Source organism: Actinophytocola sp., assembly GCF_050699935.1.
Lineage (GTDB): Bacteria > Actinomycetota > Actinomycetes > Mycobacteriales > Pseudonocardiaceae > Actinophytocola.
The window spans coordinates 13,156-28,033 of record NZ_JBOHGB010000093.1 but is presented as its reverse complement, the minus strand read 5'-3'; the positions used below and the strand labels follow the sequence as shown (position 1 = coordinate 28,033).

Here is a 14,878-nt window from a genome sequence, read left to right as displayed (position 1 = left end):
ACGACGTCACGGACCTTCTCGATGAACTGCGGGTCGGTCGAGAGCTTCCAGGTCTCGACCGCGTGCGGCTTGAGCCCGAACGCCCGCCAGATCCGCGACACCGCCGACTGCGACATCGCGGCCGCCGAGGCCATCGACCGGGTCGACCAGTGCGTGTCCCGCCCCGGCGACTCCTCCAACGTCTTGGTGATCACCCGCTCAACCCGCTCATCGGTGATCTCCCGCGGCCGCCCCGGACGCGGCTCATCCGACAAGCCCTCCAACCGCCGAGCCACAAACCGCGACCGCCACTTGGACACCATGTCCCGCGACACACCCAGATCCGCAGCCACCTGCCCGATCGTGCCGCCCTCCGCGCACCGCAACACGACCCGCGACCGCATCGCCAACGCCTGCGCCGTGTTCCGCCGACGCGACCACCCACTCAGGACACCAAGTTCCTCATCGGACAACACCACCGGTTCAAGCTTCGGGCTCGGCATACCCGCACCTACCCAACTAACGGCGAACTAACGACTCGGGACACTAGCGCCCACGTTTCACCGAGCTTCGCAACGTTCGCTGGCGTCCTAGAGCGTACGTTCTGGCGACGGCCGGCCCGGCACCACGCCGGGAACCCGCCGAAGAGAACCTGGCCCTTCCCGACGGTGGACACGGCCAGGTACGCGGCGGACTGGCCGGCGCAGGCAGATCACCACCAGGCGAGGGCCTTGCGAGAAGCTGCGGCGACCGGACCGACCTGTCCGTAGGGCGTCAGGCCTTTGGTGTAGCGCTGTGATCAGCGGAAATATGGCGGGCCGCGGCCCGGGACGCTTACGCTGCGGCCGGGAGTTGGGAGCGGGTCATGGGAGTGTTGCGGCCGCCGGTCGCGCTGCTGTTGGCGCGGGATGAGCGCGAGGTCCCCGGGCCGTCCGACACCGGCTCTCCCGCGCCGGCGACCGCCAGCTGAACTACGCGCTGCACGTCATGGCGATCACCCAGATCCGCTACGACACCCGCGGCCGCACCTACTACCAGCGCAAACGTGCGGCCGGCAAGAGCCACAAAGAAGCCCTGCGATGCCTCAAACGCCGCCTGGCCGACGTCGTCTACCGCACCATGCTCCAAGACCGGGTTTCCTCTCTGTCACCAACCACTTGACACAGAGAGGTGCCGATCACGGGATAGACCCTCCTCCTGTGGGGTGGAGTGTTCAGTCGCTCGTGTGGGTGCTGGTCGTGTTCGACCTGAGTCACCCGCCGCCCCCGGGTTGTCCCATGTGGAGCACCGGGAGTCCCGTGTCCTGCATTCCGTCCAGTGCTCGGATGCTCGCGTCCGCGCGGTGCCCCTCCTTCAGGGGACATGTAGTACGTCGCTGCGGGCCGTCCCGGTGTATCCACGAGCAGAGGAACCGCCGCCGCGACGAGCAGAGCGAGCCAGTTCCTGCGCGATGCGGTGCGGTGCGGTGGAGATCGTCATCATCGACTGGGGCCTTGTGCATCGGTGTGCACTCGTGTCGAAGGCGCGTCGCGACGCGGGTGAGCTTGTGACAACACTGGCCGCGTGCGTCACACGGGGGAGTATGCGGAGGCAGTTGATGTTACGTGTCGCAGTGATTCACGATCGTCCGGTGATCCGGTTCGGCATCGCGGCGTTGCTCGATCTCGATCCGGGGGTGGTGCTCGTCGGTCACGGCGACGGGTCGTGGGCGCCTTCGATGGGGGACGGTTGGTCGAGCGTCGACGTGCTGGTCGCGCCTTCCGTGGCGGCGGCCGCGGCGGCGTTGCGAGGTGGCGGGGTGCCGATACTCGTGGTGAGCTCGTCGTCGTTGCGGGCCAACGGCTATGTGGACGCCCGGGCCGGGGTCTACGGGTGCGTCGCGGCGGACGTGAGCGGGGACGACCTTTCGGCGGCCGTGCGCGCGGTGGCGGCGCGCGAGCCGTTCCTGCCGGTCGCGGCCGGGCTGGGCGTGGAACCGGCGCCGCTGGCGAAGTTGTCGCCGCGGGAACGGCAGGCGGTGATCCTGATCGCGCAGGGATTCACGCACTACCAGGTGGCCCGGCGGATGGGGATCGCGCAGAGCACGCTCGAAACGTACGTGAAGCGCGTGCGCGGCAAGCTCGGGCTGGGCAACAAGGCCGAGCTCACCGTCGTGGCGCTGGGCGCGCAGGACTCGTTCGGCCCGCCACAGCAGGTCGCGAACCCGTTGGTGCGGAACGAAAATCCGGCGACGCTGCCGGTGGCGTGACCGTACGGCGTGTCCCGTCTATTGGTGACGTGAGCCGTCGCGGGCGGATGCATAGCGTACTGGTGGTCTGGTCGACTCCTCGGCCGTTGGGAGCCTTCTGTGGTGCATGTGCTTGATGATCCGGACGGAACGTTCGTGGTACTCGTCAACAAGGACGGCCACCACTCGCTGTGGCCGGCGTCCTTCGACGTGCCGGCGGGGTGGACGGTCGCCCACGGCGAGGGCAGCCGCGAGGCGGCGCTGGACTATGTGGAGCAGAACTGGGTCGGCCTGCGACCGGGGAACCTCGCATGAGCCGGGTCGGGGTGCTCGGCGCGGGCACGATGGGCATCGGCGTGGCGCAGACGTTGGCCACACACGGGCACGAGGTCGTCCTGGTCGACGTCGCCGACGACATCCTGCGCGCGGCGCGGCAGGAGATCGCCACCGATCTGCGACTCATGCCACTGGTTCGGCGGGACACGTCCGGTCCGGCGCCGGACGAGGTGCTCGACCGGATCCGGTTCACCACCGACCTCACCGAGCTGCGCGACGCCGGGTTCGTCGTCGAGAACGTGACGGAGAACTGGGCCACCAAACGAGATCTCTACCCCGAGATCGACCGGATCTGTCCGACGGAGTGCGTGTTCGGGGTGAACACCTCGGCGATACCCATCTCGCGGATCGCCTCGGTGACCGAGCGGCCGGCGCGGGTCGTCGGTGTCCACTTCATGAACCCGGTGCCACTCAAGCCGGTCGTCGAGGTCATCCGCGGCGCCGAGACGTCGGACGAGACGATCGATCGGACGAGGTCGCTGCTCACGAGCATGAAGAAGAGCTGCGTGGTCATCCGCGACTCCGCCGGGTTCGTGACGAACCGGATCCTCATGCTCACCATCAACGAGGCGATCCACCTGATGGCAGAGCAGGTCGCCAACGCGCCGGACATCGACCGGCTCTGCCGGGGGAGCTTCGGTCACGCCATGGGGCCGCTGGAGACGGCCGACCTCATCGGCCTGGACACGGTCATGTTCTCGCTGCAGGTGCTCGAGGACCATCTGAAGGACGACAGGTTCCGGCCGTCGCCGCTGCTGGCGAGCATGGTCGACGCCGGGCTGCTCGGCCGAAAGACCGGTCGCGGGTTCTATTCCTACGAGTCCAGCCGTCTGGACCGGACAGTCGCCGAGGAGGGCGTGCCGACGTGAACGACACGGAACGGGAAGCGGTTCGCGGCTTCATCTTCCAGCACACCAAGGGTGTCGCGGTGCGCGACGACGAGGACCTGCTCGCGGCCGGCCACGTGAACTCGCTGTTCGCGGTCCAGGTCGTCATGTGGATCGAACGCACCTTCGGCACGCCGATCGAAGGCGCTGACCTCGACTTCGCCAACATCCGGTCCCTGACCGCCATCGAGGCGTTCGTGGACCGGAAACGCGGCATCGGCCAGCCCGCCTAGCGCCGGCGGGAGAGCGGCGTGGACTTCGAACTCACCGCGGAGCAACGAAAGCTGCGGCACGAGACGATCGAGTTCGCCCGGCGGGAGCTCGGTGCGGACCTGGAGAAGGTCGAGCAGGACGGACGGTTCTCGGCGGCGGACTGGGCCCGCTGCGCGGACTTCGGTGTGCTCGGCTGGCCGGTCCCGGGCGAGTACGGCGGCAGCGGCTTCGACCCGGTGACCACGATGGTCGCGCTGGAGGCGCTGGGTTACGGCTGCCGGGACAACGGCCTGGTGTTCGCGGTCAACAACCACCTCTGGGGCTGCGTGATCTACCTGCTCCTGCACGGTAGCGAGGAGCAGAAGAGCCGGTTCCTCGAACCGATGTGCGCCGGCCGGCTGATCGGCGCGCACGCACTGTCCGAACCCGATGCGGGCTCGGACGTGCTGAGCATGAGCACGACCGCGCGCCGCGACGGTGACGACTACGTGCTGCGCGGGACGAAGTGCTTCGTCAGCAACGGTCCCGTCGCGGACGTCTTCGTGGTGCTGGCGCGGACCGGGGACGAGGCGGACAGTGCGCAGGACGGCCTGTCCGCCTTCCTGGTGACCGCCGACCTGCCCGGCGTCCGCACGGTGCGGGAGCTGGCGAAGCTCGGGTTGCGCAGCACGCCGATGGGTGTCGTCGAGTTCGACGACGTCGTGGTGCCGGCCGCCAACCTGCTGGGCCGGGCCGGTGCCGGCTACGCGATCTTCACCGCGACCATCGAGTGGGAGCGGTCGTTCATGTTCGGCAGCCAGGTCGGCGTGATGGAGCGCCTCCTGGAGACCTGCCTGGAGCACGCGCGGTCCCGCCGGCAGTTCGGCAGGCCCATCGGGAGCTTCCAGGCGGTCGCGCACCAGATCGCGGACATGAAGATCCGCCTCGAGCTGGCCAGGCTGATCCTCTACCGGGTCGCGTGGCTCAAGCGGGAGGGCCGGTTCGCGCTGCTCGACTCGACCATCGCGAAGATCTTCGTGAGCGAGAGCCTGGTGCAGACCGCGATGGCGGCGGTCGACGTGCACGGCGCGCGGGGCTACCTGACCGACCACGGTGTGGAGCGAGAGCTGCGGGACGCGCTCGGCGGACCGATCTTCGCCGGCACGTCCTCGGTGCAGCGCGGCATCCTCGCCGAGCTCCTCGGGCTCACCGGCGCCTTGTCCGGACAGTTCGACGACCGGGGGTGACCCCGACGGGAGTGGTGAGCCTCGATGCCGACGACGTCGCACACGATCACGCTGGACCCCGCGGTGCCGGCAGCCCAGGAAGGTGAGCTGGCCAGCCGCGTCTACTTCGTCTCCGAGGCGATCCTCGACTTCTCGCTCGTGCGGGATCCGGCGGGGGTGCGGGCCGTCGAGATGGTCCTGCGCGACGGGGTCGACCCGGACGACCTGGCGCGAAAGCTCCGGTTCATGGTGTCGAACGACGTGCTGGGGCAGCGGCGGATCGACGCGAAGACGATCTGGCGGTCGAGCACGCGGGCCGCACCGCAGGACGTGTTCGACGAGCTGGTGCGGCGCGGGATCGCGTCGGAGGCGGGCGAGGGGCAGATCGCCGTCGGCGAGCCGGTCCTGTCGCTCATGGACCAGCTGGACGCGCGGCTCCGTGCCGTGGCCGTCGACGAGCTGGGCGCCGCGGAGTTTCGCTATCCCACGCTCATCCCCACGTCGGCGCTGGACCGATGCGGGTACTTCCAGTCGTTCCCGCAGCTGATGATGTTCGTGACCCGGCTGCACGGCGACGTCGACACCTATCTCCGCTTCCGGGAGGACACGGCGGACGGCGACGACCTGTCCGCCGTGCTGCGCGCCCACGCGGGCGACTTCGACAGCTGCCTGCCGCCGACCATGTGCTTCCACACCTACCACCAGCTCGCCGACCGGGAGCTGCCAGCGCCGTCGATGTCGGTCACCGCGCGCGGCAAGTCGTTCCGGTTCGAGTCGCGGTACCGGCGGTCGCTGGAACGCCTGTGGGACTTCACGATCCGGGAGATCGTCTTCCTCGGCGACCGGGACGACGTGCTGGCCCGCCGCAGGCGGTTGATGGAGCGCACCTGGGAGCTGGTCGAGGACCTGGCACTCGACGGCCGGTGCGTGGTCGCGAACGACCCGTTCTTCGTGGATGTCGGCACGACCGAACGGGTGTGGTCGCAGCACCTGCTGGAGCTGAAGTACGAGCTGCGGATGCCGCTGGGCGCCGGCCGGGACGTCGCCGTCGGCTCGTTCAACTTCCACGACCAGTTCTTCGGGGACTCGTTCGGCATCGAGTCGAACGGGCAAGCCGTGTACACCGCGTGCGCGGGGTTCGGGCTGGAACGGCTCGCCTACGCGTTCCTGTGCCGGCACGGCCTGGATCCCGACCGCTGGCCGGACCGGGTGCGCGAGGCGTTACGGTCATGAGCGCGTCGAAGGTCCTGCTCTTCGCAGTGTCCGCGCCGAGCGGCGAGCGGCTGGCGGAGCAGACCGCGTCGTTCGTCGGCGAGCTCGAGTCGGGCCTGGTCGGCGCGCCGGCGGCCGCGGCGGGGTCGTACCGGCGGGTGGTGGTCGCGGACGGCTACCTGGACGCGGCGCGCCGGTTGCGCGCGGCGCGGCCGGACGAGGTCTTCACCGCGACGGCCGGCCCGCCGCGACCGGTGGTGCTCATGGTCTCCGGGGTCGGCGACGAGTACCCGGGCATGGCCGAGGGGCTTTTCCGGCATCTGCCCGTGTTCCGCCGGGAGCTGACCAGGTGCCTGCGCGTGGTGACGCCCGCGTTGGGGATCGACCTGCGCGGCGTCCTCTACCCGCCCGACGGCGCGCGGCACGCGCCCACCCTCGGCGAGCTGTTCGACCAGAAGGCGGACACCCAGGAGATCCACCGCACGATGGTCGCCCAGCCACTCGCCTTCGTCACCAGGTACGCACTCGCCCGGACGCTCGTCGCGATGGGGGTGACACCGTCGGCGCTGCTCGGGTACAGCGTCGGTGAGTTCGTGTGCGCCTGCCTGACCGGGGTGTTCGCCCTGGAGGACGCGCTGCGGGTGATCGCCGCCCGGGCGCGCCTCGTCGACGCGCTCCCGGAGGGCGCGATGCTCGCCGTCGCATCGGGGCCGGAACCACTCGAGACGCACCTCGTCGAGGAAGGTGTGCACGTCGCGGCGCTGGACGGACCGGAGCTGACTGTGCTCGCCGGCCCGGTGGACGCGGTGGAGCGGGTGCGCAAGCGGCTGGCGGATCATGAGATTGCCGGCCACCGGCTGCCCACGACGCACGCGTTCCACTCCCCGATGATGGCGCCGATCGTGGACCCGTTGCGGGAGCTGCTCACCACGGTGCGGCTGAGCGCGCCGTCGGTGCCCTTCCTCTCGAACGTCACCGGCACCTGGATCCGTCCGGAGGAGGCCGCGAGCCCCGACTACTGGGCCAGTCACCTGTGCCGGCCCATCCGGTTCGCCGACAACCTGGCCCGGCTGGGTGAGCTGGACCAGCCGATCCCGATCGAGATCGGACCGGGGCAGACGCTGACGAACCTGGCCGTGCGGCACATCGACTGCCGGGGCACGGCGCTGCGCACCCTGCCAGGTGTGTTCGAGAGCCGAGGCGACCTGGAGGTGCTACTGACGGCCGTCGGGCGACTGTGGGCCGAGGGCGCCGACGTCGATTTGCCCCCGTCGGTGCTCGGCGCGCACCGTTCCGGAATGTGATCACAGGATGATCACGACAGTACCTTCGCGTGCGTGGTGGAAATGGCGCCGGATGGCAAGTCCGTCACAGCACCCGATCCCCGTGCGGTCCATAAAGGACACCGATTGACAGTGGACGGAGCGCATCGCCAGTGGGACTCTGTGTAGCAGGTTGCAATTCGCCTACTGTGCTGGAATTATGTCGTGACGAGCAGGGGGGCGGATCCGGGAAGTCGCGGGTCTGCCATGACGCTGAGGGAATCGAGGTCGGATGCGGTACTAGTGGGGGCTCGGCGTGCGGCGAGAGATTGTTTTCCGTCGCGAATAGTGATGCTTTTCTTCGTTGCCGGTGACGTGCGCCGGCGAAAGTTGGCACCAAAAATTCGAGAACTGCGCGTCCAATCGCGCGGCACATTCGGCGTCCCATTCTGGTCGCGGAATCGGACGGCCTTGCGCAATATGCTCCGAGAGTGTAGCCCATGGATCTGTTCGGCAATTTCTACGACACCAGAACAACGCTGGACCTCGCGAAGGTATTGCGTACGCTACGGCGGCGGGAGGCACGGCAGCGCAGTGGCTCGGAGCTGACCTACCGCGAGCTTGCGGCGAAGACCGGCTGGTCCTACACCGTCATCGGGAAATACTTCACCGGCGGCGCGCTACCGCCGACGGACCGGTTCGACGAGCTGGTGCGGATCCTGGGCGCCTCTCCGACCGAGCAGGGTGTGCTGGCCACCGAGCGGGACCGGGTGGAGGAGAACCGGCGTTGGACGGCCGCCAACATCACGTGGTTGCCGCGCCAGCTCCCGGCGGACCTGCCGGACTTCGTCGGCCGGACGACGGAGCTCGCTGAGCTGAACCGGATGCTGACGACGGGCCCGCCGCACGGCCCGTCCCGCATCGTCGCGATGTCCGGGCTCGCCGGGGTCGGCAAGACCGCGCTGACCGTGCACTGGGCGCATCGCGTGGCCGAGGACTTCCGGGACGGTCAGCTCTACGTCGACCTGCGTGGCTTCGCGCCGGGCGACGCGCCCGCGCGGCCGGGCGAGGTGGTGCGCGGTTTCCTCAACGCGCTGGGCGTGCAGCCCGACCGGATCCCGCTCGAGCCGGCGGCACAGACCGGGCTGTACCGCAGCCTGCTCGCCGACAAGCGGGTGCTCATCGTGCTGGACAACGCGCGGGACGCCGACCAGGTCCGGCCGCTGCTGCCCGGCTCGCTCGGCTGCCTGGTGGTGGTGACCAGCCGCGACCGGCTGTACGGGCTGACCGCGATCGAGGGCGCGCGGCCGCTCACGCTCGACCTGCCGACCGCGGCCGAGGCACGCGACCTGCTGGTCAGCCGGCTCGGCACCGGCAGCGCACTGGCCGAGCCGGGTGCGCTGCGCGACATCCTCGAGAGATGCGCGTCGCTGCCGCTGGCGTTGTCGATCGTGGCGTCGCGGGCTGCGTCGCACCCCGGCTTCACCCTCACGGCTCTGGCCGCGGAGCTGACCGAGGCATGTGACGGACTGGACGCGTTCGCCGGCCTGGACGGGGCATGCGACCTGCGGGCGGCGTTGTCCTGGTCCTACCGGACGCTGACGGCCGAGGCCGCCAGGCTGTTCCGGCTGCTCGGCCGGTCGTTCGAGTCGTTCGTGACACCCAAGGACACCGCCGGCCTCGCGTTCGTGCCGCTGCGCACCGCACGGTCACTGCTCGCGGAGCTGACTCGCGTCAACCTGCTCATCGAGCGCGTTCCCGGCAGGTACACCTTCCACGACCTGCACCGTGCCTATGCTCGTGAGCTCGCCCGCGGCGCCGAATGAGGCGTCGTCCGGCGTGGCGTCCGCCGGCTCCGGTCGCGTGATGGACCGGAGGGTTCGGCTGAACATCCCGGCGAGCGCGATCAGCACCACGACGGCGCCGATCAGGAAGAGCAGCAGCGCCATCCCGCGGCCGGCCCCGGTGCCGAACAGCACGCCGGCGGTGCCGGCCAGTGGCCCGTCGTCGGTGAGCAGCGGCTCGAACACGCCGGCCACCGGGCCGGCGAGCAGGTAGGCGACCGACAGGGTCGATGTCGTCACCATGTTCTGCAGCGCGAGAACTCGACCCTGCAGCTCCGGCGCGGCCTCGGTGGTCCAGATGCTGCGGGTGTTGGTGTTGATGATCGCGGCGCTGAACATGAATACGAACGCCCCGACGCAGACCGGCACGACCTGCGGCCGGCTCGCGCCGACGCACAGCCCGACGCCGAGCGCCGCGGTCATGCCGATGATGCTCATGCCGGGTCGGCCGGGTCCGCCCCAGATCGTCATCACGGCGCTGCCGGCCACCATGCCGATGCCCGCGACCGTGGCGACCACACCGAGCGCGGCCGGCGAGCCGAACCCGATCACTATCGGGGTGACCAACACGTCGACGAAGCCGACGCAGAAGTTCAGTGCCGCGTAGAACAGCATCAGGTTGCGCAGGGTGGGGTGGACCAGGATGTACCGCCAGCCCACCCGGGCCTCGCCGAGCAGCGAACCCCCGTCGCCCGGCGCGACCTCAGCGGCCCTCGGCGACGGGATGCGGATGAAGGCGAGCACGCCGACCCCGACGACGAACGTGGCGCAGTCGAGCAGGATCACGCCGCTCACGTCGATCGCGGTGAGCAGGAAGCCCGCCGTCACCGGCGCCGCGACCTGGCTCAGCGCCTGCGCGAAGAGCACCATCCCGTTGGCCCGGCTCACCTGGTGGCGTGGCACCAGCACCGCGACCGTCGCGCCGAACGCGGGCAGTTGGAACGCGGCCATCGCGGACCGGACCGCGGTGGTGACGTAGATGTGCCACGGCTCCAGTCCGCCGGCCGCGTAGAGCGCCGCGAGGCTGAGCGTGGCCAGGATGCCGATGGTGTCCGACAGCACGAGCACCCGCTTGCGGCTCCAGCGGTCGACGATCGCGCCGGCCCACGGCGACACGATGATGCCGGGGACGAACGCCATCAGATAGTTCAACGCGAGGTGGGTCACCGAGTCGGTGTCCACGTAGAGCCAGACGGCGAGCGCGAAGCTGGTCAGTGCGGTCCCGGTCAGCGAAAGGAGCTGACCGGCCCAGAGTGCGGTGAACCGGCGCATGTCAGAAGATCACCCGCGCATGGCTGGCCAGCCGGGCCTCCCGGGACCCGCGGAGGTTGCGGGTGATGTTGAGCCGCTTGAGCCAGCGGTCGGTGCCGTCGAAGCGGGCCTTGAACGGCAGCCTGCCGTGCACCGCCTTGAAGTTGTCGACGAACACGCAGTCGCCCGGCGCCAGCGCCACGGTGTGCAGGCTGGCGTCGATCGCCGCGGTCAGCGCCTCGAACGCCTTGCGCGGCTCTGGTTCCATCCGGTCGGTGTCCATGAAGTAGGGGTCGAGGCACATGTACGGCGTCCGGCGGTCGCCGCGGAGGATGGGCACCGGCGCCGGGTTCGCGTTCATCTCCGTGATCCGCTGGTACGCGGCCGAGAGCAGCCGCTCCGTCTCGGCGTCGGCCGGTGGTCGGTCGAGCCGGTTCTTCGGCAGGTGCGACTCGTCCGGCCGGATGTAGTAGTGCGGCTCGAACAGGACGTCCACGTCGAGCTCGGCCCAGTCGATGTCCTCGACGGCGCAGATGGTGGTGCCGACCAGGTCGGGGTTGCGCAGGCACATGAGCGCGACGTAGTCGCCCTTGAACGGGTGGAACGCGTCCTCGGTGTGCCACCAGAGCAGTTGCTCGCTGCCGCTGCCGAGCTGCTCCTGCTCGTGGCCCTTGATCGGCAGGACGTCGTGCATGATCCGGCCGTCCTGCTGGGTGGACCACCCGAACACGTCGCCGAGCCCTCGCGCGCACAGCATGAAGAAGAGCTCTTCGTGCAGCGTCGGGGAGACGCCCTGCCTGATCTTCCAGTGCTCCGGGGTCGGGCCGATGCCGCCGTCGCGGACCGGGTAGCCGGAGATCAGGCACACCGCCGACGGCTCGGCCAGCCGGAACTCCTCCAGGAAACCGCGCAGCCGCACCGGCAGGTCCTGCAGGTAGACCCCGGCGCGGTCGAGCAGTTCCGGGTCCTCGACGCTGCGGTGTCGTTCGGCGAGGTGTCCCAGCAGCTGCTGGATGTCGCCGGACTCGTCCCGAGAAAGCGTCAGCTTGTGCATCCCTCGCTCCGTCCTGCCTCCATGCGGTTGGTCGATGCCGGGTCTGTCATGCGGGGCATCCGTCACCGCCCCCAGAACCCGGGGGTGGCGCTGACCCGTCGCAGCCCCGTCTCGAGCTCGTCGCTCGGCCCGCCGAAGCCGAGCCGGGCGTAGTGGTCGTAGGCGGGGCCGAAGCACCGGCCGGGGATCAGCAGCACCCGCTGCCGCTCCGCCAGCCCGCGGCAGGTCTCCGCCAGGTCCGCGGCCGCGGGGAACTCGACGAACGCGCAGACCCCACCCGCCGGCCGGGTCATCCGCGCACCCGGGTCGTGGTCCGCGACCCACTTCTCGAGCACGTCGAGGTTGGTCGCCGCCAGCTCGCGCCGGTTCGCGACGAACCGGTCGGCCTCGGCGATCACCCGCTGCGCGATCAGCTCCACCAGCGGCGACAGGTGCAGTGACACGTAGTCGCGCATCCGGACGCACCGCGAGAGGACCTCCGGTGCGGCCAGGCACCAGCCCACCCGCAGGCCCGGCAGGCCGTAGTTCTTGGAGAGCGTCCCCAGGGTCACCGCCCGGGGGTAGAAGTCCGGCGGCGGCAGCGGCGGTGCGTCGTAGGTGATCTCCGCGAAGGCGGCGTCCCAGACCAGGTACGCCTGCGAGCCGGCCACGATCTCCACGAGCTCGCGTTGCTGCTCGGGATGCAGCGAGACGCCGGTCGGGTTGTGCGGGAAGTTGACGACGACCATGCGGGTCCGCTCGGTCACCAGGTGCCGCAGCGCCGCGAGATCGGGTGCGAACCCGTCCTCCGGCCGCAGCCGCCAGCGGCGCAGACGGCAGCCGATCGCCGTGCAGATCCCGTGCAGCTGCTGGTAGGCCGGATCCAGGACGACCACCTCGTCGCCGGGTTCGAGCAGCGCGTGCATCACGAGGAAGTTCGCCTCGCTTGAGCCGTGAGTGACCATGACGCGGTCGAGGTCGCCGCCGGTCGACCGCTCGGCCACCGCGGCACGCACACCGAAACCGCCCAGCGTCTGGCTGTCGTCGAACCTGACCCGGTCCAGGTCCTCGAGCGTCAGGCCGGTCAGCCGGCGGACCTGCTCGAACGAGAACGTCCCCGCGCCGCTGCTGCCGATGTCGATATCGGTGTCGAAGTAGTACCGGCGCATCCACTCCTCGAGGAGGGCGACGTCGACATGCATTCCGAGATCCTGCCTATTGGTGGCGATTTGCGTTGTTTCGAGAGGCGCTCACGTCGGTGGCCCGAATTCGCGTCCAGCATGTCTTCCGGAATTCTCCCGAGACCGGCGACCAGCGTATCCCGCGGACTTCCGGTTGCCTTGTCGCATAGAGAGGGGACACAACCCCGCTTGTCGTGCTCGCGCGGCACCATAAGATGGTCGTCTGGTTACCCGGCGAAAGGCAGGGATGGCAGAAACGCTGTTGATGAATGCGCGCACGGCCCGGCGGCTGGTGGTCAGCCGGCAGCGCCTGGCCGGACCCCGCCTGGCAGGCGACCTCGACGGGGCGCGTTCCGTGCTGCGGTCCCTGCGTTGCGTGCAGCTCGATCCGATCAATGTCGTCGCGCGCAGCCACCTGCTCGTGCTGTGGAGCAGGCTCGGCGTGAACCCGGACCGCCACCTCGAGCAACTGCTGTGGCGAGACCGCTGGCTGTTCGAGTACTGGGCCCACGCCGCGTCGCTGGTGCTCACCGAGGACTACCCGATCCACGCCGCCAACATGGCGGTCTTCCCGCCCGTCGAGTCCAGCTACGGCAGGCGGGTCGAGGCCTGGCTCGCCGCGAACGACAAGCTGCGTAAGCACATCCTGGACACCCTGCGCGCCGAGGGCCCGCTGCCCACCCGCGCGTTCGACGACCACGCGGCCGTCGGCTGGGAGTCGAGCGGTTGGACCGACGGCCGCAGCGTCGAACGGATGCTGGAGTTCCTGTGGCGGCGCGGAGAGGTGATGGTGGGCCGCCGCGACGGGACCACCAGGCTGTGGGACCTGCGCGACAACTGCCTACCGGCCACAGTGGACCGGACCGCCGCCGCGCTGCCGGAGGCCGTCACCGCCGCGGTCGAGCACGCGCTGCGCGCGCTCGGTGTCGCGCGGCCGGCCGACGTGCAGCGGTACTTCATCCGCGACTACTACGCCACGTTGTCCGACGCGCTCGGCGCGCTCGAGCGCGCGGGCCGGGTCGTGCCGGTCCGGCTCGCCGACGACCCGTCCGGGTCGGAGCGCTGGTACGTCCACCGCGACGTGCTGCCGGAGCTGACCGCGATTTCCGAGGGCCGGTGGGCGCCGAGGACGGTGTTGCTGTCCCCGTTCGACAACCTCATCAGCGACCGCAAACGCACCGCGCGGCTGTGGGGGTTCGATTTCCGCAACGAGATGTACACGCCGAAACACAAGCGCCAGTACGGCTATTACCTGATGCCGATCCTGCACGGCGAACGACTCGTCGGCCGAATTTCACCCCGGCGCGATCCGAAACGGGGCGTGCTGGTCGTCGACGGCGTCTTTCTGGAGCCTGACGTCCGCGCCGGCGTCGGGTTGCGTAGGTCGGTGACGAGTCAGATCGCGTCGCTCGCCAGGCTGGTCGGCGCTCACACGGTCGAGTACGGCCCCGCGGTAGGGCGCGAGTGGACCGGCTGACGGTGGGACGCAACGGCACCGCACGGGCCTTCGTCCGCATCGGCCCGCGTTCCGCACCCCGGATGCGGCTGCTGTGCGTGCCGTACGCGGGCGCGGGTCCGGCGGTGTTCCGGTCGTTCTCGCCGTCGCTGCCGGCCGGCGTCGAGGTGTGGGCGGTTCGGCTGCCCGCCCGCGAGTCCCGGCTGACCGAACCGCCGGTGGCGGACCTGCCGACCGTGGTGGCCGCGCTGGTAGAGGAGTTCGCCGACACCGACCCGTTCGGCGACCCGCCGCTGCCGTACGCGCTCTTCGGGCACAGCATGGGCGGACTCGTCTGCTTCGAGCTGGCCCACGCGATGCGCAGGCACGGGCTGCCCACGCCCGCGCACCTGTTTGTGTCCGCGCGGCGGGCGCCGCGCATCCACGACGACCAGGCGGGCATCCACCGGCTGCCGTCCGACCAGTTCCTCGCCGAGGTGACCAAGCTCGGCGGCATCCCGGCCGAGGTGCTGGCCGAGCCCGGGCTGATCGACCTGATCATGCCCGCGCTGCGGGCCGACTTCGCGATCTGCCACACCTATCGGTATGCCGCCGACGCGCCGCTGTCGTGCGGCATCTCCGTGTTCGGCGGCCGGTCCGACCCGACGACCACGACCGAGCAGCTCGCGGCGTGGCGGGCGGAGACGGCCGGACCGTTCGCCATGAACCTGTATCCCGGCGGCCACTTCTTCCTGCACCAGAACCAACAGGACCTGCTCGCCGAGGTCTCCCGGGTCCTCGACGGCCGGTGAC

The 14,878-nt window shown here is 70.0% G+C and carries 15 protein-coding genes; 11 read left to right on the top strand and 4 right to left on the bottom strand.

What is annotated here, in order from left to right:
* A partial coding sequence (locus tag ACRDTB_RS25430; RefSeq protein ID WP_431434245.1) for a helix-turn-helix domain-containing protein occupies nucleotides 1–332 on the bottom strand: 332 nt, incomplete at its 3' end.
* A gap of 634 nt (nucleotides 333–966) precedes the next feature.
* On the opposite strand from ACRDTB_RS25430, the gene ACRDTB_RS25425 reads away from it, so the two are divergent.
* From ACRDTB_RS25425 to ACRDTB_RS25385, 9 genes are all read left to right on the top strand, one after another.
* Complete coding sequence (locus ACRDTB_RS25425) at nucleotides 967–1,140, top strand: hypothetical protein (RefSeq protein WP_431434243.1); 174 nt, start codon at nucleotides 967–969, stop codon at nucleotides 1,138–1,140.
* 469 nt (nucleotides 1,141–1,609) lie between these two features.
* A complete protein-coding gene (locus ACRDTB_RS25420; RefSeq protein ID WP_431434241.1) occupies nucleotides 1,610–2,227 on the top strand; it encodes a response regulator transcription factor in 618 nt (205 codons plus the stop codon).
* Between the two features lie 99 nt (nucleotides 2,228–2,326).
* Nucleotides 2,327–2,521: an MbtH family protein gene (locus ACRDTB_RS25415; protein ID WP_431434239.1), complete on the top strand. Its 195-nt coding sequence runs from the start codon at nucleotides 2,327–2,329 to the stop codon at nucleotides 2,519–2,521.
* A complete protein-coding gene (locus ACRDTB_RS25410; RefSeq protein ID WP_431434237.1) occupies nucleotides 2,518–3,411 on the top strand; it encodes a 3-hydroxyacyl-CoA dehydrogenase family protein in 894 nt (297 codons plus the stop codon). Before ACRDTB_RS25415 ends, ACRDTB_RS25410 begins: the two co-directional genes overlap by 4 nt.
* Nucleotides 3,408–3,662, top strand: a complete 255-nt coding sequence (locus tag ACRDTB_RS25405; RefSeq protein WP_431434235.1) for an acyl carrier protein — start codon at nucleotides 3,408–3,410, stop codon at nucleotides 3,660–3,662. The genes ACRDTB_RS25410 and ACRDTB_RS25405 overlap by 4 nt, the downstream gene beginning before the upstream one ends.
* Nucleotides 3,663–3,680: 18 nt before the next feature.
* Nucleotides 3,681–4,868 carry an acyl-CoA dehydrogenase family protein gene (locus tag ACRDTB_RS25400; RefSeq protein WP_431434233.1) on the top strand — a complete coding sequence of 396 codons (1,188 nt, stop codon included), beginning with the start codon at nucleotides 3,681–3,683 and terminating at the stop codon, nucleotides 4,866–4,868.
* A 24-nt stretch (nucleotides 4,869–4,892) separates the two neighbouring features.
* Nucleotides 4,893–6,080: a hypothetical protein gene (locus tag ACRDTB_RS25395; protein ID WP_431434231.1), complete on the top strand. Its 1,188-nt coding sequence runs from the start codon at nucleotides 4,893–4,895 to the stop codon at nucleotides 6,078–6,080.
* Nucleotides 6,077–7,363, top strand: coding sequence for an acyltransferase domain-containing protein (locus tag ACRDTB_RS25390; protein ID WP_431434230.1), 1,287 nt, complete (start codon nucleotides 6,077–6,079; stop codon nucleotides 7,361–7,363). The genes ACRDTB_RS25395 and ACRDTB_RS25390 overlap by 4 nt, the downstream gene beginning before the upstream one ends.
* 458 nt (nucleotides 7,364–7,821) lie before the next feature.
* A complete protein-coding gene (locus ACRDTB_RS25385; protein WP_431434228.1) occupies nucleotides 7,822–9,147 on the top strand; it encodes a helix-turn-helix domain-containing protein in 1,326 nt (441 codons plus the stop codon).
* Here the strand turns inward: ACRDTB_RS25385 and ACRDTB_RS25380 are convergent.
* From ACRDTB_RS25380 to vioD, 3 genes are all read right to left on the bottom strand, one after another.
* Entirely contained in the window at nucleotides 9,031–10,437 is a 1,407-nt protein-coding gene (locus ACRDTB_RS25380; protein ID WP_431434226.1) for an MFS transporter, read from the bottom strand. The genes ACRDTB_RS25385 and ACRDTB_RS25380 overlap by 117 nt on opposite strands.
* A 1-nt stretch (nucleotide 10,438) precedes the next feature.
* Entirely contained in the window at nucleotides 10,439–11,470 is a 1,032-nt protein-coding gene (gene gntD / locus ACRDTB_RS25375; protein ID WP_431434224.1) for a guanitoxin biosynthesis L-enduracididine beta-hydroxylase GntD, read from the bottom strand.
* Between the two features lie 62 nt (nucleotides 11,471–11,532).
* Nucleotides 11,533–12,651, bottom strand: coding sequence for a capreomycidine synthase (gene vioD / locus ACRDTB_RS25370; protein WP_431434222.1), 1,119 nt, complete (start codon nucleotides 12,649–12,651; stop codon nucleotides 11,533–11,535).
* 244 nt (nucleotides 12,652–12,895) lie between these two features.
* On the opposite strand from vioD, the gene ACRDTB_RS25365 reads away from it, so the two are divergent.
* Nucleotides 12,896–14,107 carry a winged helix-turn-helix domain-containing protein gene (locus tag ACRDTB_RS25365; protein WP_431434221.1) on the top strand — a complete coding sequence of 404 codons (1,212 nt, stop codon included), beginning with the start codon at nucleotides 12,896–12,898 and terminating at the stop codon, nucleotides 14,105–14,107.
* On the top strand, nucleotides 14,095–14,877 hold the full coding sequence (locus tag ACRDTB_RS25360; RefSeq protein WP_431434219.1) for a thioesterase II family protein: 783 nt from the start codon (nucleotides 14,095–14,097) through the stop codon (nucleotides 14,875–14,877). The genes ACRDTB_RS25365 and ACRDTB_RS25360 overlap by 13 nt, the downstream gene beginning before the upstream one ends.
* The last annotated feature ends 1 nt before the right edge of the window (nucleotide 14,878 follow it).

Coding starts and splice junctions, on each gene's coding strand:
- gntD (WP_431434224.1), bottom strand. CDS start 11,470: ATGCACAAGCTGACGCTTTCTCGGGACGAGTCCGGCGACATCCAGCAG.
- ACRDTB_RS25395 (WP_431434231.1), top strand. CDS start 4,893: ATGCCGACGACGTCGCACACGATCACGCTGGACCCCGCGGTGCCGGCA.
- ACRDTB_RS25425 (WP_431434243.1), top strand. CDS start 967: ATGGCGATCACCCAGATCCGCTACGACACCCGCGGCCGCACCTACTAC.
- vioD (WP_431434222.1), bottom strand. CDS start 12,651: ATGCATGTCGACGTCGCCCTCCTCGAGGAGTGGATGCGCCGGTACTAC.
- ACRDTB_RS25390 (WP_431434230.1), top strand. CDS start 6,077: ATGAGCGCGTCGAAGGTCCTGCTCTTCGCAGTGTCCGCGCCGAGCGGC.
- ACRDTB_RS25380 (WP_431434226.1), bottom strand. CDS start 10,437: ATGCGCCGGTTCACCGCACTCTGGGCCGGTCAGCTCCTTTCGCTGACC.
- ACRDTB_RS25365 (WP_431434221.1), top strand. CDS start 12,896: ATGAATGCGCGCACGGCCCGGCGGCTGGTGGTCAGCCGGCAGCGCCTG.
- ACRDTB_RS25410 (WP_431434237.1), top strand. CDS start 2,518: ATGAGCCGGGTCGGGGTGCTCGGCGCGGGCACGATGGGCATCGGCGTG.
- ACRDTB_RS25385 (WP_431434228.1), top strand. CDS start 7,822: ATGGATCTGTTCGGCAATTTCTACGACACCAGAACAACGCTGGACCTC.